The 22558-nt window shown below is 39.1% G+C and carries 5 protein-coding genes; all 5 read right to left on the bottom strand.

The window, feature by feature from the left end; translation table 11 throughout:
* Window positions 1-12 precede the first annotated feature (12 nt).
* The 5 genes from AC59IL_RS36590 to AC59IL_RS36570 all read right to left on the bottom strand — a co-directional run bounded on the left by AC59IL_RS36590 (window position 13) and on the right by AC59IL_RS36570 (window position 22543).
* Window positions 13-5589, bottom strand: a complete 5577-nt coding sequence (locus AC59IL_RS36590) for an amino acid adenylation domain-containing protein (RefSeq protein WP_496557209.1) — start codon at window positions 5587-5589, stop codon at window positions 13-15.
* On the bottom strand, window positions 5586-11912 hold the full coding sequence (locus AC59IL_RS36585) for an amino acid adenylation domain-containing protein (RefSeq protein WP_496557208.1): 6327 nt from the start codon (window positions 11910-11912) through the stop codon (window positions 5586-5588). Before AC59IL_RS36585 ends, AC59IL_RS36590 begins: the two co-directional genes overlap by 4 nt.
* Window positions 11913-11995: 83 nt before the next feature.
* Entirely contained in the window at window positions 11996-13903 is a 1908-nt protein-coding gene (locus tag AC59IL_RS36580; RefSeq protein WP_496557207.1) for a methylaspartate mutase subunit E, read from the bottom strand.
* Between the two features lies 1 nt (window position 13904).
* Window positions 13905-14246 carry an aspartate 1-decarboxylase gene (panD, locus tag AC59IL_RS36575; protein ID WP_496557206.1) on the bottom strand — a complete coding sequence of 114 codons (342 nt, stop codon included), beginning with the start codon at window positions 14244-14246 and terminating at the stop codon, window positions 13905-13907.
* A gap of 38 nt (window positions 14247-14284) precedes the next feature.
* On the bottom strand, window positions 14285-22543 hold the full coding sequence (locus tag AC59IL_RS36570; RefSeq protein ID WP_496557205.1) for an amino acid adenylation domain-containing protein: 8259 nt from the start codon (window positions 22541-22543) through the stop codon (window positions 14285-14287).
* Window positions 22544-22558: the final 15 nt, after the last annotated feature.

The following is a 22558-nucleotide window of genomic DNA, read 5'->3' as shown; positions in this document are numbered from 1 at the left end:
GCCGAAATATTATTATAATGAGGAAAGGCTTTTCATGGAATCAAATACATTCATAATACGCAGGGATAAAGATTCCATAAAATCCCTGCCGAACCCGCCGGCACATGTCAAAGTGCATTTTAAAATATTTTCAACATGAGGCTTCAGATACCATATCACGTCAAATTTTTCATAAACGATCTTTTCAATCTCCGGATCCATCTGGTTTATCATTAAACATACACTCAAAAGTTCCTCATCACCTCCCACAAATTTGATCCGCTTAACATCTGTATCAGGCACATTCATCAATACGTTTTTTGTCAACTGGTCACGCACTGCGTTAAAAAGAGCAGCTTCGTCATTTATATTCCCGAAATTCACCCTGATGAGCGTTATGGCTTTTTCCTTTCCATCTGCTATAAATAAAGTAATATCACTTTCGGCCGAACACAGGTTCAATGCATATAAAAAGCCTGCAATCAGGATATCAGGAATTTCAACTGAATATTCTTCTGCCAACTGATAAAGTGCCCGGGTTTCTTCAAAATACTCGTAACAGTTGTGAAATGAGGTAGTTTTTGATTGAATATTCTTATCGAATCGGTATGCGGTTTCAATGGTTTTCCTGATTTCTATCGTTGCCTCCCCGTTGTAATTTTCTATAAAGTTTGATAAACTGTCAATATTATGATGAGTAAAAAGATCCATCACCCTGATCCATGGGTATCTCTGTTTGATCTTATTATGAACAGTAATCAGGGAAACGGAATTGGCGCCCAGATCGAAAAAACTGGATTCGAAATCCACATTTTCAATATTGAGGGTTTCCGTCACAATAGTTTTAAGAAATAATTTTAACGGGGTAGCAATCTCCTTATGGCCGTTGGAATTTATTGCAATATTGCTAACATCAGGCAAGAGTTGATAATCGATCTTTCCACTGGCTTTCAATGGCAGGGCATCCAGCTGCAGAAAATCGACCGGCACCATTGATTTAGGCAGATACAATTGCGCAAATGACCGTAAATCATTGCAGTTAATATGGATATCGCTTGTGAAATAAGCTTTTAAAATAGTATTATCACCTCTTTGCTTAGCATTGACAACAACCTGTTTAATTTCCTGATACTGCAATATAACCCGTTCTATTTCTTCCAATTCAACCCTTCTGCCGTTGAGTTGTACCTGACTATCGTTTCTTCCGGCAAATACAACCCGGCCTTCCGGGGTCCAGTATCCGTAATCACCGGTTCTAAATAATTTTCCCCGGCCAAAAGGCGACCCAATAAAATGCTTCGAATCCAATGCGGCATCATTAACATACCCTTCGGCAAGTGAAATACCTGCTATATATATTTCTCCGGTAACACCTATAGGTTGCTCCCTTAAAGCATTATCCAGAATAAAAATCTCACAATTAGCAAAAGGTTTACCAATAGTTACCGGCTGGCTTTGAATACACAATTTTTCGCCATAGGTACTTGTTGCAATTACGGTGGTTTCTGTTAAACCATAATTATTAATGATCTTATACTGCTCCATTTTTCCATGCTCACGAATGCGTTCCCCGCCTGTATGAAAAACAACTTCTTTAACATATTCGTTTGTGTTCCAGGTAAGCAATAAATCAAGCATGGAGGGTGGCAGGAAACAATGCGTAACCTGATGAGCCGCTAAAAAATTAATAATCTCATCTACATCCAGTTTATTTTCAGCAGGAAGGGGATAAAGACACGCACCGGCTATTAAATAAGGCCAAAGCTCCCATACAGATGCATCAAATGACAGGGACGAATATAACATGGAGGAGTGACCTTCGCCTATTTTATAGGAATGATTATGAAAAGAACAGAAATTAAATAATGAAGCATGACTGATTTTTACTCCTTTGGGACGTCCTGTTGTTCCTGAAGTATATATATAATATGCAATATCCTCCGGCCTGATGTTGGAATCATAGGATATTTTTCCATCAAATTCTCCAATATCACCAATATATGTACAATCTGCTCCAGGCAATTCATTTTTCAGAAAATCATTCACATCGGTGATTATTTCCTTAATACCCGCATCGCCAATAATGTAATTAATCCTCTCTAAAGGATCATGGTGATCAATTGGTACATACACACAATTTGCTTTTAGTATGCCAATAAAAGCCACAACAGAATAAAATGATGGATCCATTACCACCCCCACCCTATCTCCCTTCCTTAATCCTTTTTTTTCTGTTAACCAGGTTGCCAGGCGACCGGCTTCCAGATTTAATTGAGAAAATGAATACGACAACCCTTTAAAGTGCAGGGCTAAATGACCGGGATGTTTGTTAACCCGACACTCAAACGCTTCAATGACGTTACCAGTTTCTATTTTTTGACAAACTGTTGCATTGAAAGAGTGTATTGTACTTTTTTCGCGTTCAGGTAATATATTTAATTCATCTATCGACCGGATGTCAAAATACTTTATCTCCTCCAAAAGTTCCTGCATATGATCTAACATATATTCTATGCGACTTTGAAGAAACAAATCTGTTTTATAATTCAGCTCCATTTCATATTGACCGCCCGGTGTACGTGAAAATCCAAATGTAAGATCATATTTACTGATGTTAAACGCAACGGGGTATGGAAAAATCTTCATGTCATTTCTTCCAAAAAATGCGGGATCAACATAATGATCGAGCCATGTTATAACTACATTAAACAGGGGCGATTGCGAGGTGTGAAGATGCAAATCGTCGAGCAACGCATCGAATGGATATTGCTGATGAGCATGTATTTTATTGATCAGGTACCTTACCCTCAACAAATAGCTTATAACATTCTCCTTACCCTTTATCATGATCTTAACCGGAAGGGTGTTTATGAAAAATCCAATTTTATTTTCCAATCCTTTTACTTCGCGGTTTGAAAATGGCGTGCCGGTTACGATGACCTGATTGTTAGTGTATTTATATAACAGAATATTTGTTAACGCCGTAAAAATCACATAGGGAGTTACATTGTATTGTTCAATAAGTTTTTCAATATGACTGCTATGATCAAATGAAAATGTTTTTTTAAGCGTATTCCCATTAAATGATCTTATTGAACTCTTTCTTAAATCAGTATTAAGGTTTAATGCCGCCGGAATTTCTTTGAATGTTGAAACCCAGAAATCCCTGTGTATATCAAAGGCTTTTTGAGAAAGAAGGTTATTATTCCAGCCTGCATAATCTTTATACTGAAAATCGGGTTGGGGCAATTCGATTTTTCTATTTTCAAGAAGACAGGAATAAATTGTCAACAACTCATTATAAAATATTTTACAGGACCAGGCATCTATGATGATATGATGGGCAACAATTAAAAAAACGAATTTATGCTCTTCCGTTTTATAAATCCTCAAACGCAAAAGCGGTCCTTTTTCCAGGTCAAAAGGCATAGCACTTTCCTTTGCAATACAGCCATCTACATCCTGTAAATCTTCAAAATAGCCGAAGTCACAAAAAGCAGGTTCAAAATCATGCACAACCTGCATAACAGCATTCTCACTGCTTTTGAAGGTTGTTCGCAAAATTTCGTGTCTCTTTAAAAGTTCTTCAAACGATTTGATAAGTACAGGAATAGATATTTTTCCTTCTACAAGCCATGCGGCCGGCACATTGTATGCATGTTTTTCCGTTTCAATAAGGTGACTTAATGCCCACATTCTCCTTTGCGCATGTGAAACCGGATAGTATTCCGCAGACTCAATTTCACCAATCTTTTCTTCTTCATCAGGAATACTCTTTTCCAGCGAAACAAGCAATTCCTTTAGGATGGGTGTATCAAAAACCTGGCCTACAGAACATTTATAGTCTTTATCGCCCAGGTACGCACAAAGCGAAATAGCCTTCAATGAATCACCTCCTATATCAAAAAAATTATCACCCAGTGTGATAGAATCGTTATTAAAAAGTTCTTTAACCGCATCCAGCAAAACAATAGCCTTCTCTGATTGTGTATCAACGTCCGGTATCCAAAATCTTTTTTCAACCGGCTTATCCATGTTAGTTTCTCCAATAACGGAAACAGGTATTTTTTTAATGGCTGCCCCTGTGCGCTGACCTGGCAGGTTTTCGATATTGATCAGATGGCTTTCTTTAACCAAATCAATTATTTCTGAAAATACCTGAGCTATTTCTACAACATATTTCTCATCGAATAATTCAGTACTATAGTCAACTTTCATAGTAAGGCAATCGTTGTGTTCATAGCAATGAAAGCTAATTCCCTTCGTTATTTTTGCCAACTTAAAATCCGATTTAATGATCGTTAGTTCACCCACGCTGACTTCGCTGCTACTCAACAATCCCTCGTTATGAAAAGTAAAACTCACATTTGTTAATCCGGTAAAATCATTGTGAAGCCGTTTTATATCCTTTTTAATAAGATGTATTGGATAATCTTTGTGATTCAGCGAGGCAATGAATTCCGATTTAACCAGCCTGACAAATTCTGCAAATGACATTTTTTTATCGATCATAACCGAAACCGGAATATTAACGAGATATGGGCCTAATTGGTTAGTAAGGCCGTCATCATTTCTATCTACAACACCGGTTTCAATAACGACCTTATTATTCCCGGTAAAATAAAATACCAGCACTTTTAATATAGAAAGCAGCACCACAAATTGGGTAGTGTCCATGTTAATAGCCAACCGGTGTATTTCTTTCCTGCGCGTGCCGTCAATGTCGAAATATTTTGTAGCGCCTGAGTAACTAACCTGTTTGGCAGAAGAACCGGGTGCGTTGAAATTAAAACCTCTCCCATCTTTAAACCTGCCGAGCCAGAAACGTTTGCCGTGTTCAATCCTTTCTTCTGTCAATTGCTTATTCTGCCAGTAACAGAAGTCTTTGTACTGCAAAACTCTACCCACTTTATCCTTCTCCGGAACATTATCCGGCTGCTGATATTGTTTTATTACCAGGTCAAAAAATATTCTCAATGACCATCCATCGGATATAATATGATGAATTACAAATATCAGGTGGTGCTTATGTGTCGCTTCTTTTATAAGAAAGATCTTAAACAAGGGAGGCTTCGCCAGATCAAAAACAACTTCTTCCGAAACACGCCTGATATTATTAATTTCATCTGTCACATTTACGCTGTCCGAAAAATCATAATACTCCCAATCCCATTCAATATCCGGCGCAATTACCTGTTTTGGTTCCCACTCAACTATTTTAAACGCAGTTCGAAGTATTTCATGTTCCGTAACTACTTTATCAATACATGACTTAAACCGCCTGAGATCAATTTCGCCATAAATTGACCAGCCTGATCCCACATTATAATTTTGAATATCCGGGTTTAATTTCTGATCCACCCAAATATTTCTTTGCAAATGAGATAGCTCATAATATTCCTGCTCAGGGATATAACCCACGCGGTTATCCCGGGACTTTAGATTTACCTGGTTGTAAAAATCAATCAATTCCTGTTTATGCTTTTGTATCTCGATCAGCAGTGATGCAGGCATATTATCTTTACAATTGCGCAGAACTATATTATTTCCTTCAACAAAAAGAGGAATTTCCTGTTTTTTTAGTTCCCTGATTATTTCAAGAACATTCATACAAGTATATCATTAACCTGGCCGGTTTTGCTATTTACATTTTCATTCACCAGCCATTTTGCAGAATCAATATAAGCGCTCATTTCCCTGATTGTAGGGTATAGATAAATATCCTTCAGCGGAATATGGATGCCCATAACATCAAAAATGACCGAAGAGACTTTCATTGCAGTAAGACTATGTCCTCCTTCTTCAAAAAAGTTGCTCAAGGCAGTTATATGGTCACTTCCCAGGTGTTGGCGCCAAATGCCGGCCAGTTGCTCTTCCGTTTCAGTTTTGAGCCCCATTCCCTCCCCGGATGTTTCGTTGCCGGATAATAGCTGAAGGGCCCCGATATCAATCTTCCCGTTTTTATTAAGTGGAAAAGCTCCGATCTTTCTTATAGAAGAAGGCATCATATACCCGGGGACTGAATTAACCAAATATTTTTTGAAGTCCTCATTGGTATATGCATCCTCGCCTGTCCAGTATGCTACCAACGTAAGCACATTTGATGGCGATTTATTGATGAGTACTTTGGTTTCAAATACCTGGGGTTGATTTAAAATAACCGATTCAATTTCTCCCAATTCTATCCGGTGACCTCTTATCTTAACCTGATTGTCGTTCCTTCCTACAAACTCCACTTCCCCTGCTGCGTTGAACTTTGCCAAATCACCGGTTCGGTAAAGCATATCCCCTTTCAATAAAGGGTTTTCAATAAATTTCCACTTATTCAATTCCTCATTACCAATATAACCCTGACTTACCCCCTTTCCTCCTATAAAAATCTCTCCTATCACTCCTGCCGGTACTGGTTTATTTTTTTTGTCTAAAATGTAAATTGATACGCCCGAAACAGGTAGCCCGATCGGTACATTGAACATATCATCTTCAATTTCTGTTACAGGATAAAAAGTAGCAAACACCGTCGCCTCTGTTGGTCCGTAAAGATGTACAATGGAATCCACTTTCTTTCTATACTTAATAGCTGTTCTTACAAATTTTACTGAAGCCGTTTCCCCTCCAAAATACAGCTTGTCGAAACAGGAAACTACCCGGGGCTCCGTTTCAACAACCCTGTTGAAATGAGAAGCCGTCATTACGGCCGTATCCACGTTTTCGCGTTCAATGAAGGAAGTTAGTTCCCTGATCGTAAACGATTGGTCTTTTTCAAAGATGGTCAACCTGGCACCATTTAATAATGCACCGAATATTTCAAATACCGAAACATCAAAGAACAGGGGTGAAAATTGTAAAACATTGTTGCCGGCTGTAACATTATGATAGTTGGTACTTTTTACCAGGTTTATTACATTTTTATGAGCAACCTTTACACCTTTTGGCAGGCCGGTAGAACCGGAAGTGTACATTATATATGCCAGATCAGATGCAGATGAATTATTGACCAGGGGCGATTCATATTTAAAATCGTCCGTTCCTTCAAAGCGTATGAAATTACCGGGCAATCCGGTTTCGCAGGGCAGTTGTGCATCTGTAAGGATGAAATTAGCTCCGGACTCTGTTATCATATGACCCAACCTGCCTGCAGGATCATTAATATTAAGCGGCAAATAAACGGCGCCCAGTCTCAATATGCTCAGTATGCTGCAAATTGCCAACTCAGCATTATTAAACATTACCCCTATCACATCGCCCTTTTTAATACCATACCTGTCTCTTAATTCGTTGCTTAGCTTATTGGTAATCAGGGATAAGCCGCCATAAGTTATGATACTATCTTTATGAACAATGGCAGGATTATTTGCATACAAAAGAATCCGCTCATCAAAGGCGTCGATAATAGACTTCTCAGCCATCAAATCATCATCTTTCTGTTCATTTGACCTTTGTTTTTGTATAAAGGTCGATGGGGAGCTGAATGTAAACTCAGGCAGACCTTTATACCGGTCTTCTGTAAGCTGTTTCAGTAATCCGATATAATCATCAAGAAGCTGATTGGCGAACCAGTTGTCAAAAAGATCAATATTATAATACAATTCAATAGCTATCTTATCGCCATTTTTTCTGGCGTTGAAAACTATATCAAACGGGCTTTTCTTTACCACAGTTTGATAGTTTTCAAAAGTAAGGCCACCAATCTCCATCAATGTTTCAACGGTTTGATCCTGCATATCCAGTAAGCCAAACAGTATCTCAAAAACAGGTGCGCGGCTCAGATCATTTTTAAGGTTGAGATCCTCTACCAATTTATCAAAAGGATAATCAGCATATTTAAATGCCTCAACTGTATTTTTCTTTACATCTGACAGATACTCCGCATAATTTTGAAGCATTTCAATTTTATGTCGTAAAACGATCGTATTTGCATAAAATCCTAATTGGTTTTCCAGGTCAAAGTGATTCCTGCCCGAAACAGGTGTTCCGATCAGAATATCATCTTCACCGGTATATTTACCAATAAGAAGATTTAATCCTGAAAGCAGTATCATAAACAAGGTGGCGTTTTCTTCCCTTGCAACATTCAAAAGGTTTTTACATAAATGGTCATTCAGATCAACATTTATTGTACGTGCATTAAATGTTTTTATGGCTGGTCTTGAACCACATTTGCAGGCAAATTCATTTTGGGGCAATATTCCGCCCAGCTTTTTCAACCAATATTCCCTGCTTTCGGCAGCACCGTTTAAAAGCCGGTCTTTATGCCACGAAGTATAGTCCTTATATTGAATCCGAAGCGGCTCTACCGCAACAGGCAAGTTATTTACATAGGCATTGTAGAACATTATAAATTCCCTGATAAATACTTTATTCGACCATTCATCGGTAATTATATGGTGAAAAACAGATGTCAGCACAAACTGCTGTTCAGAAAGCCTGAGAACATACATCTTAAACAATGGCGCTTTTTCCAGGTCAAACTGCGTATCGGATATATTGTCTAAATAGTGCTCAACGGTTGCAAAATCATCTTTTATCTTATCCCACTCTGCAAAGGTGAATATCAGATCAGGATCAATTTTATCTTCGATCTTTTGACAAATCTTATCCTTAAGATAAATAAAACAGGTTCTTAATATTTCGTGCCGTTCAATTAAATGAGTAATTGCAAACCGCAAGGCATCTTGTCTGAAATTGCCCGTGATCTTCAATGACCAGGCGATATTATAAACCCCTTTACCTTCTTCGATCTGATCGAGCACCCACAATCTTTTTTGACCGTTGGAAATTTCGTAGTATTCCTGGCGAGGTATATTGGGGATATTTCCGCTTTTACCGTGCCCTTGTTTTTCCATAATCAAACGGGCTAAAAAGCTTATCGTATCGTTTTCAAAAAAATCTCCAAGATCCAACTCAATTGAAAACTCCTTTTCAATATTCGATAAAAGGCGGGTAGCTGCGAGTGAGTGGCCCCCGATCTCAAAAAAACTATCCAACGGGCCAATAGAAATCTGATCCAGGTTCAGCGATTTTGACCACATCAAAATAAGCTTCTTTTCCAAATCAGTTAAAGTACTTTCAGTTGTATCCTTTTTTTGAATATTGTGGTCAGGCAACGCTTCTACATCAATTTTTCCATTTACAGTTAATGGAAGAGCATCAACTTCAATAATATCTTCAGGAATCATTGCAGGAAGAAGATGAGCATTCAGGTAATCCATTAAAACATGTTCTGTATCTACTTCGAGGGCTTTAACAATGTATGCGATAATCCGCTGTTCTTTCACCCTCACATAGGATGTTCGAATACCAGGATACTTATTCAGCACGTATTCAATTTCTGCGGGTTCTATTCTGAAACCTCTGATCTTGATCTGCCGGTCTTTCCTTCCTAAAAATTCGATATTTCCATCAGGCATCCATCTTGCCAGATCGCCGGTATTATACATATTTTCACCTTTTACCCAGGGGTTAGGTACAAACTTCTGCCTTGTAAGTTCATCGTCATTCAAATACCCTTCCGACAAACCATCGCCTCCTGCAAATAAAGTTCCTGTTGCACCTATGGGTAACAGTTGAAGATGATCATCCAGTATATACACTGTTGAATTACTGATCGGTTTCCCAATCGGTATAGGTCGTGAATAGTCCTTTTCTATTTCAAAGGTTGTGGAAAAGGTTGTGTTTTCTGTAGGGCCATAGCCATTTATAATCACCGTGTGCGGGCAAGCCTGTCGCACAGCATTCATTTTATCAATGGGTATAATATCTCCTCCTACAATCAAATAACGCAGGCCTGCAAACATAGTTGCATCGATAGCCGCCATTTCTCCAAATAACGGGGCCGTTAACCAAAGTGTTGTAATCTCTCTGTTTTGTAATTGCTTTCGAAGAAGGGATGCATTTAATATAGTGTCCTTGTTCGTTAAGCACAAGGTGGCGCCATTCAGCAGGGCGCCCCATACTTCCAATGTAGAGGCATCGAAAGTCATCATCGCGGTTTGTAATATACGATCGCCTGATTGTATACGCATGAAATTGTTGTTCAAAACAAGGCGTACCACGTTCCGGTTAATCACTTTTATACCCTTTGGTTTACCGGTTGAACCGGAAGTATACATTACATAACAAAGGGATTCCGCGTTGCTTCCTGTTTTCCTTTTCTGAAAATCTGCCGCATCGCTGATCGCATTCGTTATTATCAATACCCGTTCCGGTGAAGATGCGTTTGGCAGGGTTACTCCCTCCTCTATTAAAGCTATCCGTGAACCGCTGTCATTAATCATTAAAGAGATCCGCTCTGCCGGAAAATTCGGATCTATCGGCATATATGCCTTGCCTGCTTTTAATACTGCCAATATGCCTACAATCATTTTAAGAGGATCCTCCGAAATTACAGGAATGACCGGGCCCCATTTTTCTTCGTAATTGTACAAGACAGAAGCCTGCCTGTTTGCCAGCCTGTTTAATTCCTCGTAGGTAAGGGAAAGATCGTTATGTTGAATTGCTATATGACCGGGATTATTAATGGCCTGTTCTTCAAAAAGATCAATAACGCTTCTGTTTGCCGGATAAGCTGTTTGCGTATTATTAAAGACCTTTAACAACAGATCCTGTTCACGCTCATCAATAAATGATATGTCCTTTATTTTTTGCTCAGCGCCTTCCAAACATTCAACAAGAGAATGAATATAATTATTGATGAATCGTTCAATGGTTTCGGGCAACAGCAAATCCGTTGCGTATTCAACCTCGCCAAAAAACGACTCGCTGTTCTGATAAATATAAAACGTAAAGTCGCGCCTCGATGTTTCTCTGCTAAATTGCAAATATTCAATGTCAATGTCGTTTAACTTCAGATTACCGAAATCGACATTAATATGTGAAAACGCGAAATTGAATAAAGAAGCATTCGAAACATGCTGTTTGAAGTTGAGTTGTTCCTGCAAAGTGTTTAAATCAACATGCTGATGATCCAGTATTTCTGAAATATTTTGATTAACCTCTGACATTAACGACAGAAAAGTCTGGTCTTCATCTATGGTAACCCTTACAGGTAACATATTCACAAAAACACCGATCAGCTCTTCCAATTCCATACGATCCTCCCTGTTAGCAAATGGAACTGTTAACACGATGTCTTTTTGCCGGCAATATTTAGATAAGAGTATGGCGTAAACCGAATAAAACAAAGCAAAATGAGTAACTGAATTTTTATCGCAAAAATTTTTAACCTTTTCAATAATACTTTCATCAAAACTAAAACGCCTTGATTTTCCATGATAGCTTGCTTTCTTACTCCTGGTTTTGTCAAATGGAAAATCAATATACAAACCGGCGCCGGCCAGTTTAGCCCTCCAATATTCAATTTCCCGGGTTACGTGGTCATTTTTAAATTTTTCTTTCCATAGCGTATAATCGGGGTACTGGATTTTAAGGTTTTCCAGTATGGGTTTTTGGTCACTTACATATGCATTATAAAAATGAGACAGCTCTTTTACAAACACACCAACAGACCATCCATCAAAAATTATATGATGAATCGTTACGATTAAAACAAACCGGTTCTCTCCGGTTTTTAAAAGATCGAATTTTGACAATGGCCCGTTTTCCAGATCAATCGGCCCGGCAACTCTTTGATGAACAAACTGCTCTATATCCTGTTCGTTCACCGACATTTCTTCAAACGCAATATCCATTTCCGAATGCACTATCTGAAAATAATTATCATTGTCGCGTTTAAAAGTAGTTCTCATGGCCTCATGCCTTTGCATGATAGCGGTTATACTTTCCTTCAGAATTTTAATATCTAAATTGCCCGCCATCCTTAAGGCAAAAACAGTATTATATGGAGATCCGGTCGTTCCCGAATTGGCAATTTCAAATAACCAAAGCCCCATTTGAGCTGCTGACACGGGAAAAACATACTTTTCCTTAGACATATATTTCGATTGATTTTATTTAACTCTTTGAGTTTATGGGATCATTTTAAAGGCGGGCGATGAATAAAAGGCCGGCAGAAGGGTTATTTTGAAAAGTGAACCGTTTTTTTATGAAATAATGAATAATAATTTCTAAGTGGCCAACCTTCAATTTCATTTAGATATATTCTGTTCAAATCTTCTTTAACCATGGAAAAATAACTTCCTTTGCGATCCTTCAGCAATTGCCTGTGTTCATTAATTATTTCTACAGGAATGCAGCTATTGCCCGGATCAAAAAATCTTACGGCTCCCTCATTATCTCTTAATGTTTTAACTTTTCCGGCATTGTAAATACTGGGAGCAAACGGAATGTCGATGTACCCATTTTTAAATGCCTCCACAATTCCATTCACCACATCACCTTCACCAATTTCCAGAACACTATCAATTATACTCCTGGCAGAGGCTTCGATCATTCGCTGTTCAAAGGCAACTTTTTCCTGATCATAATAACCCGGCAACTCAAATCCCAGCCGGGTCAATTCAATGCCTCTCACATTGGCGTCTTCCAGTGGTACGTTTACAGATTCTACCGGCGATTTGGTCATTATTCTTGTGGCATTTGCCAACCTGGCGGTTATAGCAGACTCGCGGATGATCTGTTCGGCCAGTCGCTCATCCGAAGGAAATGCAGCCATGTATGAATGAAAGACGGTGGATGTGTTGACATCATAGTATCCAAACTTCTGTAAATAATCAGTCGTAACTATTTCCAATGATTTTATTGCAGCGATATCCTGTTCCCGGTTTCCCTGTTCTGCATAACCTAACGATAAGTACCTGACTCCCTGCTGAGCCGCCAGCAATGACTCCAATACATTTACAGCTATCGCAATCGATGGTTCTATTAAGGTAGCCGTTAAGGTGCCGAAAAACTCTCTGTCTATCGGTAATCCGGCTTTTGTAATTTCACCGCTTAAATTATCCACATATTGCCAGTACCTGATTGAGTTCTCCAGGGGAACATTGCTGAAATATGGAATATTATAACAAATCGCACCTCCTTCTATGGCAGTAAATCCGCTTGCAAACCCTACTTCAGCCAATAACCGCCCATCATATGAACCATGTCGAACCTGTAATGGCACATGTGCAAACTGCTCTGTCAATATTCTGTTATTCGAAACTCCCAGGTTGATGGCAGGATATCCGTTCATCTCCTTACCCGATTTTAAAAAATAAGCTACATCTGAAAATTGATGATGCCTGGTAGAACTATCAACCTGTATAGATAAGCAATCGGCCCCGGCTTGTTTCAATTTTGAAAACAATGCGGCTTGTCCTTTAACCGAAGGCACTCCACAACGTGGGTGTATCAGCGTTATTCCGTCTCTTTTAGCTTTCGCTAAAACAGATGCGAAACGGATCGCAATACTTTTTTGATAAGCAATCGTTTCTTCAGGAGATCCCACTCCCCCATCATATTCGGCAAGTACACAGGATCTGTTGTTGGACACTATTTCCGGCTTTGACCATTGCATATAAGGATATCCTTCCTTTATATGAACACCCTGAAGATTTACCAAATCTTTCTTTAACCGTTCAAGGAATTCAGTCAGGTCAAAATAATCTGGTTTTACATAGGCATCTGTAAATCCCATCCTGAGAAATTTAGCATGTACCTGGTACTGATCTTCATGTATACATAAATTTCCTCCAATATACCATAGCCGTCTTCCATAATTCGTTTCAAAGGAAGGGATGTCGCTTTGTAACCTGTCATCCAGCAACCCGCTTGCATGGCCGTTCAGTGAAGAAATTAAAATTGCATGTCCGTATCGGGCCGCATCCAGGAATTGCCGGAACTCATTCTGCAACTTAAGGTCAATAACATTGTAACCTTCTTCTTCAAGGGCGTGAACGATCAATGATCTGCCTACATTGTGCGAATCGTCGCCATAGGTTCCCGCAATGATCGTGTAGTTGGTTGAATTAAAAGCATCCGGCATATTACATGTCCTTTATAATTTTATTATTGCCGTCAACAAGTAATTTCCTTGGCGGCCGGATTTCGTCGGTAACTTCAAATGAAAGGATCGTAACATTATCACCAACTTTAATCAGGTGAGCCGACCCGCCATTCATGCAAATAACGCCGGAACCGGCCATTCCCTCCAATGCATATGTTTCAAGACGTGCTCCATTGCTGTTATCCACTACAAGCACCTTTTCACCCGGGATAATATCGGCTCGTTCAAGTAAATCCCTGTCGATAGTTATACTACCCCTGTAAGCAACATTAGCCTCTGTAACTGTTGCACTATGAATCTTCGATTTCAGCATAATTCTCATACTGTTATGTTTTGTTTTAGTAAGTGCTGCATTCGCGATCAGTTATCATTGATCTGAAAATCAGACCGGTTCAAAACCGGGATGGCATCATTCAGATCATCAGCCCGATTACTCACCCTTATTAAATGTGAAATACTGGATATGTCTTTATTTAAAAACAGATCCTTATAACTTAGCTCGATCGAAAATTCCCTTTTAATCCTGGAGATCACGCGTCCCATAATTAAAGAGTTTCCTCCCAGGTCATAAAAATCCTGATCAATTCCTATATCGGATTGCTCAATACCTAAAACTTCTGCCCAAATGGCAATCAGCTTTTCCTGTAACCTATCTACAGGAACTAAAGCTCTTTCGGTTTTTTTCTCAGGTTGAGGCAACTTTTTAATATCGATCTTTCCATTCGAAGTAAGCGGGAGTGACGAAAGCTGAAAAATATATTCGGGAATCATTACAGAAAGAAGATGCTGACTCAGCCAGGCTTTTATGTCGTTCTCTGCGCAGGTTTTGTCCTGATTTACTATGTACGCCCTTATACCGGATCCTTCTACTATAACGTATGAATTTCTTATGCCGGGATATTCATTTAGTACACCTTCAATTTCTCCGGGCTCAATTCTGATGCCGTTTATTTTAACCTGTCTATCCTTTCTACCTAAAAATTCGATATTCCCATCCGTTAGCCACATGCCTAAATCACCGGTATTATATAACCGTTCTCCTTTCACAAAAGGATGGGTGATAAATCTTTCTTTAGTAAGCAGGTCATCATGGTATCCCTCAGGCAAGCCATCTCCTCCTACATATAAAGTTCCCGCAACTCCAATGGGAACCAATTGTAAATAATCATCTAAAATATATACAGTAGAGTTGCTGATCGGTTTGCCAATAGGAACAGGGCCTGAAATAACATCATCAATTTTGTAACATGTTGAAAAAACACCGTTCTCGGTTGGGCCATATGCATTTGTTATTGTCGTTGCAGGACAGGCTTTACATACGGCATTTACTTTATCGGCCACCAGAATATCTCCTCCTACTATTAAATCTTTCAAACCCGAGAACATTACAGGATCAAGTGATGCCATTTCATTAAATATTGGGGTAGTCAGCCATAGTTTTGTTATTCCATTATCCGCTAACTCATTTTTGAGTGCTGCCGGATCAAGAATTGATTCTTTATTTGTGAGATAGATAGTGGCCCCATTTAACAAAGCCCCCCATATTTCCAGTACCGAAGGATCAAAGGTCATAGGTGATGTTTGTAAAATCCGGTCACCCGCCGATACCGACAGAAGTCGATTATTTTTAACCAACCTTACTACATTCCGGTCAATACCCCTGATGCCTTTGGGCCGGCCGGTCGATCCGGACGTATACATTACATAGCATAAACTTTCTGCCGTACGCACCAATTCCTTTTTTCGGGCGTTGATCGTTCTTTCTTCGGGATCTGTGATTATTTCTATCAATTCCAGCGAAGGCATTGCCGGTAGTTTCAGCCCTTTCTCCGAAGCAGCTATGGCTGAACCACTATCTTCAATCATCAAAGCAATCCTTTCCGTTGGTAAATCCGGATCTACGGGCATATATGCTTTGCCCATTTTCAATACAGATAATATACCAACAATCATTTGTAACGGATCTCTTGATATCACTGGCACTATCATTCCCAATTTACCACGGTGCATTTCAAGTTTTGCACTCATGAGATCAGCGAGTTTATCTAATTCTTTATAACTATAACTCACTTGTTCCCGGCAGAGTGCCAGCTGCCCGGGTGTTTTTATCACCTGTTCTTCGAACAGGTCTATAACACTCTTATTTGCCGGATATGATATGACTGTATCATTGAAATTATTTATCAGCAAATCAATCTCGGATTTTTCTAAAAAGGACACCTTATTTAACCTTACAGCAGCATCATTTAAAACCTGTTTAATTATATTTTCAAGGTGCTTTATGATCCGTTGTATGGTTTCACACTTAAAAAGGCAGTTATTATATTCAATGCTTACATGAAAAGTGGTTAATTCCTCCCTGATAACAAAACTGAGATCAGACACAACATAATCTTTCAAAAATGGTTTACGCTTCAGTGTTAAACCGTCGGCCAGCTGAATAGATTCATCGATTTCAACCATGCTTTCCATAACTACCGAAACATCAAAAGCGAAATCCCGCGAAGTGGCTTTTTTAGCTCCCATGTCCCGGATGAGATCCTGGAATTCGAATTTCTGATGATCAAAAGCAGCAAGTATTTCATTTTTAACATTCGACAACAAGCCGCTAAATGTGTCATCACTTTCAAACTCCACCCCTAAAACAATTGTATTCACAAAGAATCCCGGTTGATTTTCGGTTCCATGATACCCCCTGCCCGATACCGGCATTTGAATGGCAATATTTGTTTGATTGGTATACCTGTACAAAAGCAGATTTATTGCACTCATTAAAAAAGTAAATACTGTGCAATTGTTCTCTATTGAAAATTCTCTTATCTGTTTCGAAAGAGACTTATCTAAAATGATACTGACAGATGCACCGTTATATGTTTTTGTTCCTGACTTTTTAAAATCAACCGGAAAATCCAATGCCGGAATTCCATTCCTGTATTTCTCAAGCCAGTATTTTCTATGCCGCTCATATTCCAAACTATTTCTGTATTGCTCTTTCAATGCTACGCTATGCCTGTATTGATACGGCTCATCTATTACATATATATGGTCTTTTGTGAGGTAATTGTTATACATGCTGATAAATTCCCTCGCCAGCACATCCATCGACCAGGCATCAGTTATAAGGTGATGCATATTGAATAGCAGGTAATATTTATCAGATTCAATATGAAATAAAACAGCTTTAAAAAGCGGACCTTTACCCAGGTTAAAAGGAATATTCACCTGCTCTTTAACGATCTTGCCTATACTGCTCTTTTCTTTATCTGTCAAATTAATCACCTGAATCCTGTTGTTCGTGATTTCAGCCATCAATACCCGCTGTTTGGGCTGGCCGTCCGTGTACTCAAAAATGGTTCTCAAAATTTCGTATCGTTCAACAAGTGCCTGCAGTACCTTATTTATGTTTTCAACGCTAACCTGACCAATAATTTCCATTAAAACTGGCACGTTGAATGCCATTGAAGATTCATCCATCTGGCTAAGCACCCACAATCTTTTTTGTCCGGGGCTAAGGTCAAAATATCCCTTATTTTCAGCAATTCCGGTTTCAGGATTCACCTTGCGGGCATGTTGTATAACCAAAGCAAGGTTTTCCAACACAGGATGCTCAAATATCTGCCTTAAAGAAATATTCACCTGAAATGCATCATATATTCTGTACTGAAGTTTTGTAGCATTCAGACTATTTCCTCCGATAGCAAAAAAATCAGTATTTGTGCCGATTGACCCGGGTTCCTGATTCAGGAGACCATCGACAATAGTTAATAACAATGCTTCCGTCTCAGTCTTCGGTTTTCCAAAATCGTTATGAATAGGCTTCATAGCCGGCAAAGGTAATTTATCTCTATCGAGCTTTCCATTGGTGTTAACAGGCACTTCGTTTATCTGTATGATATGAGAAGGCACCATATAACCAGGCAATCTTAATCTTAACAATTTTCTAATCTCTTCCACCTGTATATCCTCTGTGAGCACAACGTAAGCACATATCTCTGTTTTATCTGTTTCTTTTACAGCAATTACAATTGCCCTGCTAACCCCTGAAATAGCACGCAATGTATTTTCAATTTCTCCCAATTCAATTCGTATACCATTGATCTTGATTTGATCATCCAGTCTGCCTGCAAATTGTATATTTCCATCCGGAAGGAAATATCCAAGATCTCCGGTTTTATAAAGCTTGTCGCTATTTATATCCTTAAATGGATTGTCGATAAATACCTCATCCGTTTTATCCGGCAAATTGTAGTAACCGGCCCCAAGACAAACACCGCCCAGACAAATTTCGCCGGTGCCATATAAAGGCGTCAATGCTTTATCCTTATTAAGTATAACAACCTTTACATTATCAATAGGCTTTCCGATTGGTATTGGATCAGGCGCCTGATCGCTTATTTTATAAAAGATGGTGCCCATGGAGGCCTCTGTAGGACCATAAGTATTAGCCACGTTTATATGGGGAAATCTCTTTCTGAATTGGTGAACATGGGTTGGACTTATTACTTCACCGCCAATCAGAACATGACGCAAGCTCTTTAACTGTTGACCGGAATTAGCATTTCTTTTCAAATAATCTACCAATAAATTAAAAACCGAGGGAACTAAATCGGTTAGTGTTACATCATATCGATTCACCATATCAACAAATTCAGCCGGGTCAAACCCTTTCTGTGTTGCGGGAATAATCACCCTCGCTCCATTTGTTAAAGGCCAAAACATTTGCCAGAATGAAACATCAAAACTTTGTCTGCTGGTAAACAAAATAGTATCCCGCTCATTTCCATCATATCTTCTGTTCATATCTGCAAACCTGTTCAGGATACCAATGTGCCTGTTTAAAGCGCATTTAGGCATACCGGTTGTACCGGAAGTATAAAAACCATAAACAATATCTTCGGGGTGAAAGCTATATTCATGCGGGTATGTAGCAGCCGGCAGATTCTCTGATCTTACATCAATGACCTTATTGAACCATTCGTTTAAAAGACCGGCATCAATAAAACCATCTGTTAAAATAGCTTTCGGATTCAGGTCATCAATAAGCATCAATAATCTTTCCTGTGGCCACTCAATATCCAATGGAACATAGGCTGCGCCGGTTTTCAGGCAACCCAGGATCGCACCAGGCAGATCGGGAGTTTTGTTCATTATGACTGGTATCAGATCGCCTCGTTCAACCTTTCTTTGGACCAGCATATTTGCCACTTTATCAGAGGAATTCCAGAGCTGCGCATACGTAACAGCAGTATTTTTAAAAACATAGGCACTATTCGAGGGTACCCGTTGAACCTGTTCCTGAATTTGTAATAATAAATTTTTAACAGGCCCGGGCACTTCGTCACCCGAAAATGAAATAATCTTCTCATATTCTTCCTGAGGAAGCGGAAGCTCCTGAATTAATTGAGTCAGGGCCATATCGGGTTGTTCCGGCATCTTATTCATGATCGCCTGATATTGAAATATCAACCGGTTGGCCTCTGCCCTGTTCACTTTACGCGGATTACAATCCATTCTGATCCGAATCTCATCTTCATTCTGAAATGCATAGCAATTAATATCCTGGTTTAACTCAACTCCCAGGTTATTTTTAAAGGCTTCATAAAACTGTTGTGATTCCGATCCTGTATAAAAGTTAAGCCCATTGAAGAAAACCCTTGTTATACTGCGTTCGTACCCCGATTCGGCAGATCTCAAATCGCTTAACACTTTATTCAGCGGATAGAACTGATGCCTGAGCCCTTCATTCAATGCTTTATCCACCTTTTTCAACAATTCAACCGGCGAATCACCTTCATCCACATTAACTTTAACCATTATCGCATTAATAAAAACCCCCAGCATATTCTGAAACGACGGCATCATGCGCCCGCTCGTTGGAACGCCCACTACGACCTCCTTTTTGCCGGAAGTTCTGAACAGTAAGTAAATAAATGCAGAAAGCAGAACGGTGTAAATACCACATTGGGCTTCCTTTGCAAGCGCTTTGATATTGCGGTGTTGCTCCCGGGAAAATATTAAGGATACCGAATAACCAGTCTCTGAAACAATGCCGTTTTTTTCCCTGAAAGGAAGATCAAATTTTTCGACCTTGCCAAGCTGTTTCATCCAATATTCCCGTGCCTTTCCATACGCAGGCGATTTCTCATATTGCTCACACCATTTTACATAGTCGTGGTATGATTGCCTGTACGTGTGATTTGTAAAGGGGTTCAACAACTCATTCAGGAAAATAAGCATTGACTGGCCATCGGCTATCAGATGATGAAATACAGTTAGTATTTTAAAAACATTCCCCGGAAATTTTATTAGTGATATTTTAAAAAGCGGCCATTTATCCGATTCAAAAACATTACTTACCTCCCTGCTCAAATATGTTTCAATTTCATCACCGGTTAAACCTGAAAAATCAAGTTTTTTTATTTCATAAACACAGGATGAAAGTATTTTTTGTACTGGTCCGTTTTGCTGAACCGGAAATACTGTTCGCAGAATATCATACTTTGAAATGAGCTTATTAAGGTTATTTGACAAAAATTCATCCGGTTCATTTTTTAATGAAACCAAACAGGGAATATTGTAACTGCTCGTACGCCTGAGATTAAAATCGTACCAGATACCTGTTTGAACCGGTGACAAGGGAAAATATTTTTCTTTTTCAACGACTGCGTCTCCCGCTGCTTTATATTCCGGTATGTTCGCAATTGCTTCCGCTAAAGAATGAATATCCGGGTAATTGAAGATCAGATCAACAGGAATTTCCTTATTAAATTTTCCGGAAAGGGAAATGTTCATTTGGGTTAAACAAATAGAATCAAGCCCCAATGAAAAGAGATTCGTGTACTTGTCTTTGACAGGAGAATTTGTCAATTTCTCCGCTACATTCTTTATAATAATTTCCTCCGGTGTAAAACCTGATTGATCTATGTGCTCAGTATTTAACTGTTGAAGATTGGAGCCAACACATTTCAGGGATCGATTGAGGTATTGATTTTTGCATTTGGTTCTTTGAATTTTACCACTTGTGGTTCTTGGCAAAGAATTTTTCCGTATCAAAACAATCTCATCCGCTTTGATCTCATAGTAATTGAATAGCTCCTGCTGTATTTTTTCCAATATCTTTTTCAATACTGCCTTCGTGCCATGCTCCACTTCGCATACAATGACCAGTTTTTCTTCCTTATCCCTATTAATTGAAAAAGCAGCGCACCGGTCGGTAATCAGATTTTTATCCAGGGCAGTAACTACTCTTTCAATTTCGGTGGGATAATAATTTTTACCGCGAAGGATGATTAATTCTTTTTTTCTACCCGTTATATACAGATCACCTTTCTCTGTAAAACCCAGGTCGCCTGTGTTGAAATAGGGGCCTATTCCATTAATAAATGTTGAGAACGCTGCCTGTTCCGGCATATGCCCATTCCAATATCCCTTCGACACACATCTGCCGCGCACCCAAATCTCTCCCACTTCTCCTTCAATACATTCGTACCCTTTTGCATTCACAAGCTTTACATCAAAATCCGCCGGCTTACCACAATTGACAACAGAGATGTTAGTCATATCATTATCCTGGTAAAAGTCTGCATCGTATTTCAAAGAACGCAGGTTTCGGTTAACCGACTTACAACCTTCACCATAAGGACTGGCCGAAATCAATAAGGTTGCTTCTGCCATTCCATAACAAGGCTGAAATGCCGTTGAACGAAAACCGATCTTTGAAAATTTTCCGGCAAATTCATTCAGTGTTGCTGAACTTATCATTTCGGCTCCGCAAAAGGCAACATTCCAACCTGATAAATCCAAATATTCTACATCACTATCATCTATTCGATCAACACAAAGCTGAAAAGCAAAATTGGGAGCGCCGCTTATGGTTCCTTTATACCGGGAAATTACTTCCAGCCACATGCGTGGCTTCATCAGAAAATCTACAGGTGAGAAGAGAATGGCTTTTGCTCCTAAATATAAAGGGTGAACGATATTGCCAATCAATCCCATATCATGATAAAAAGGCAACCATCCCACAATAACACTTTCTTTATCCTGTAAAAAAGCTTTTTTCAGAAGTGCCTGATTTTGCAATATATTATCATGTGTAATGGTCACCCCCCTCGAAGCACCTGAGGATCCCGATGTATATTGGATCAATACCGGATCTTCAGCCAATACTTTGGGGAATATGATGTTCTCTTTATTTATACTGCTCAACTTGTCAACGGCTATAATAGTAACACAAGGAGGCACAACTAACCTTAACTGATCAACCCACCATGAAAGCGTTAAAACAATATCAACATTACAATCTTCAATGCTGGTTCGAATTCTGTCTGTATCACCTTTTGCTTTTGGTACATTAGCAGGAATTGCAATCATTCCCGCCATGGCAACTCCATAAAAAGAAATTATAAAATCCAACCCGGGCGGAAATACGAGTAAAACCCGCGTTCCCTTTTGTGAAACTGAAGTTAAATGAGCGCCTATATTTTCAACATGGCCAAGTAGTTGGGAATAAGTCAATGTTGTTTCCTCTTCCCCATTTCGATTAAGAAAGGTGTAAGCACATTTATCCCCGTTATTACCGGCATGATAAAGAAGGGCGGGCAAGGTATTGAACTCCATACTCACTTTATTATA

The sequence above is a fragment of the Niastella sp. sgz303648 genome (genome assembly GCF_059587045.1).
The sequence above is the reverse complement of the archived record's forward strand: the minus strand, read 5'-3'. Positions and strand labels throughout refer to the sequence as shown.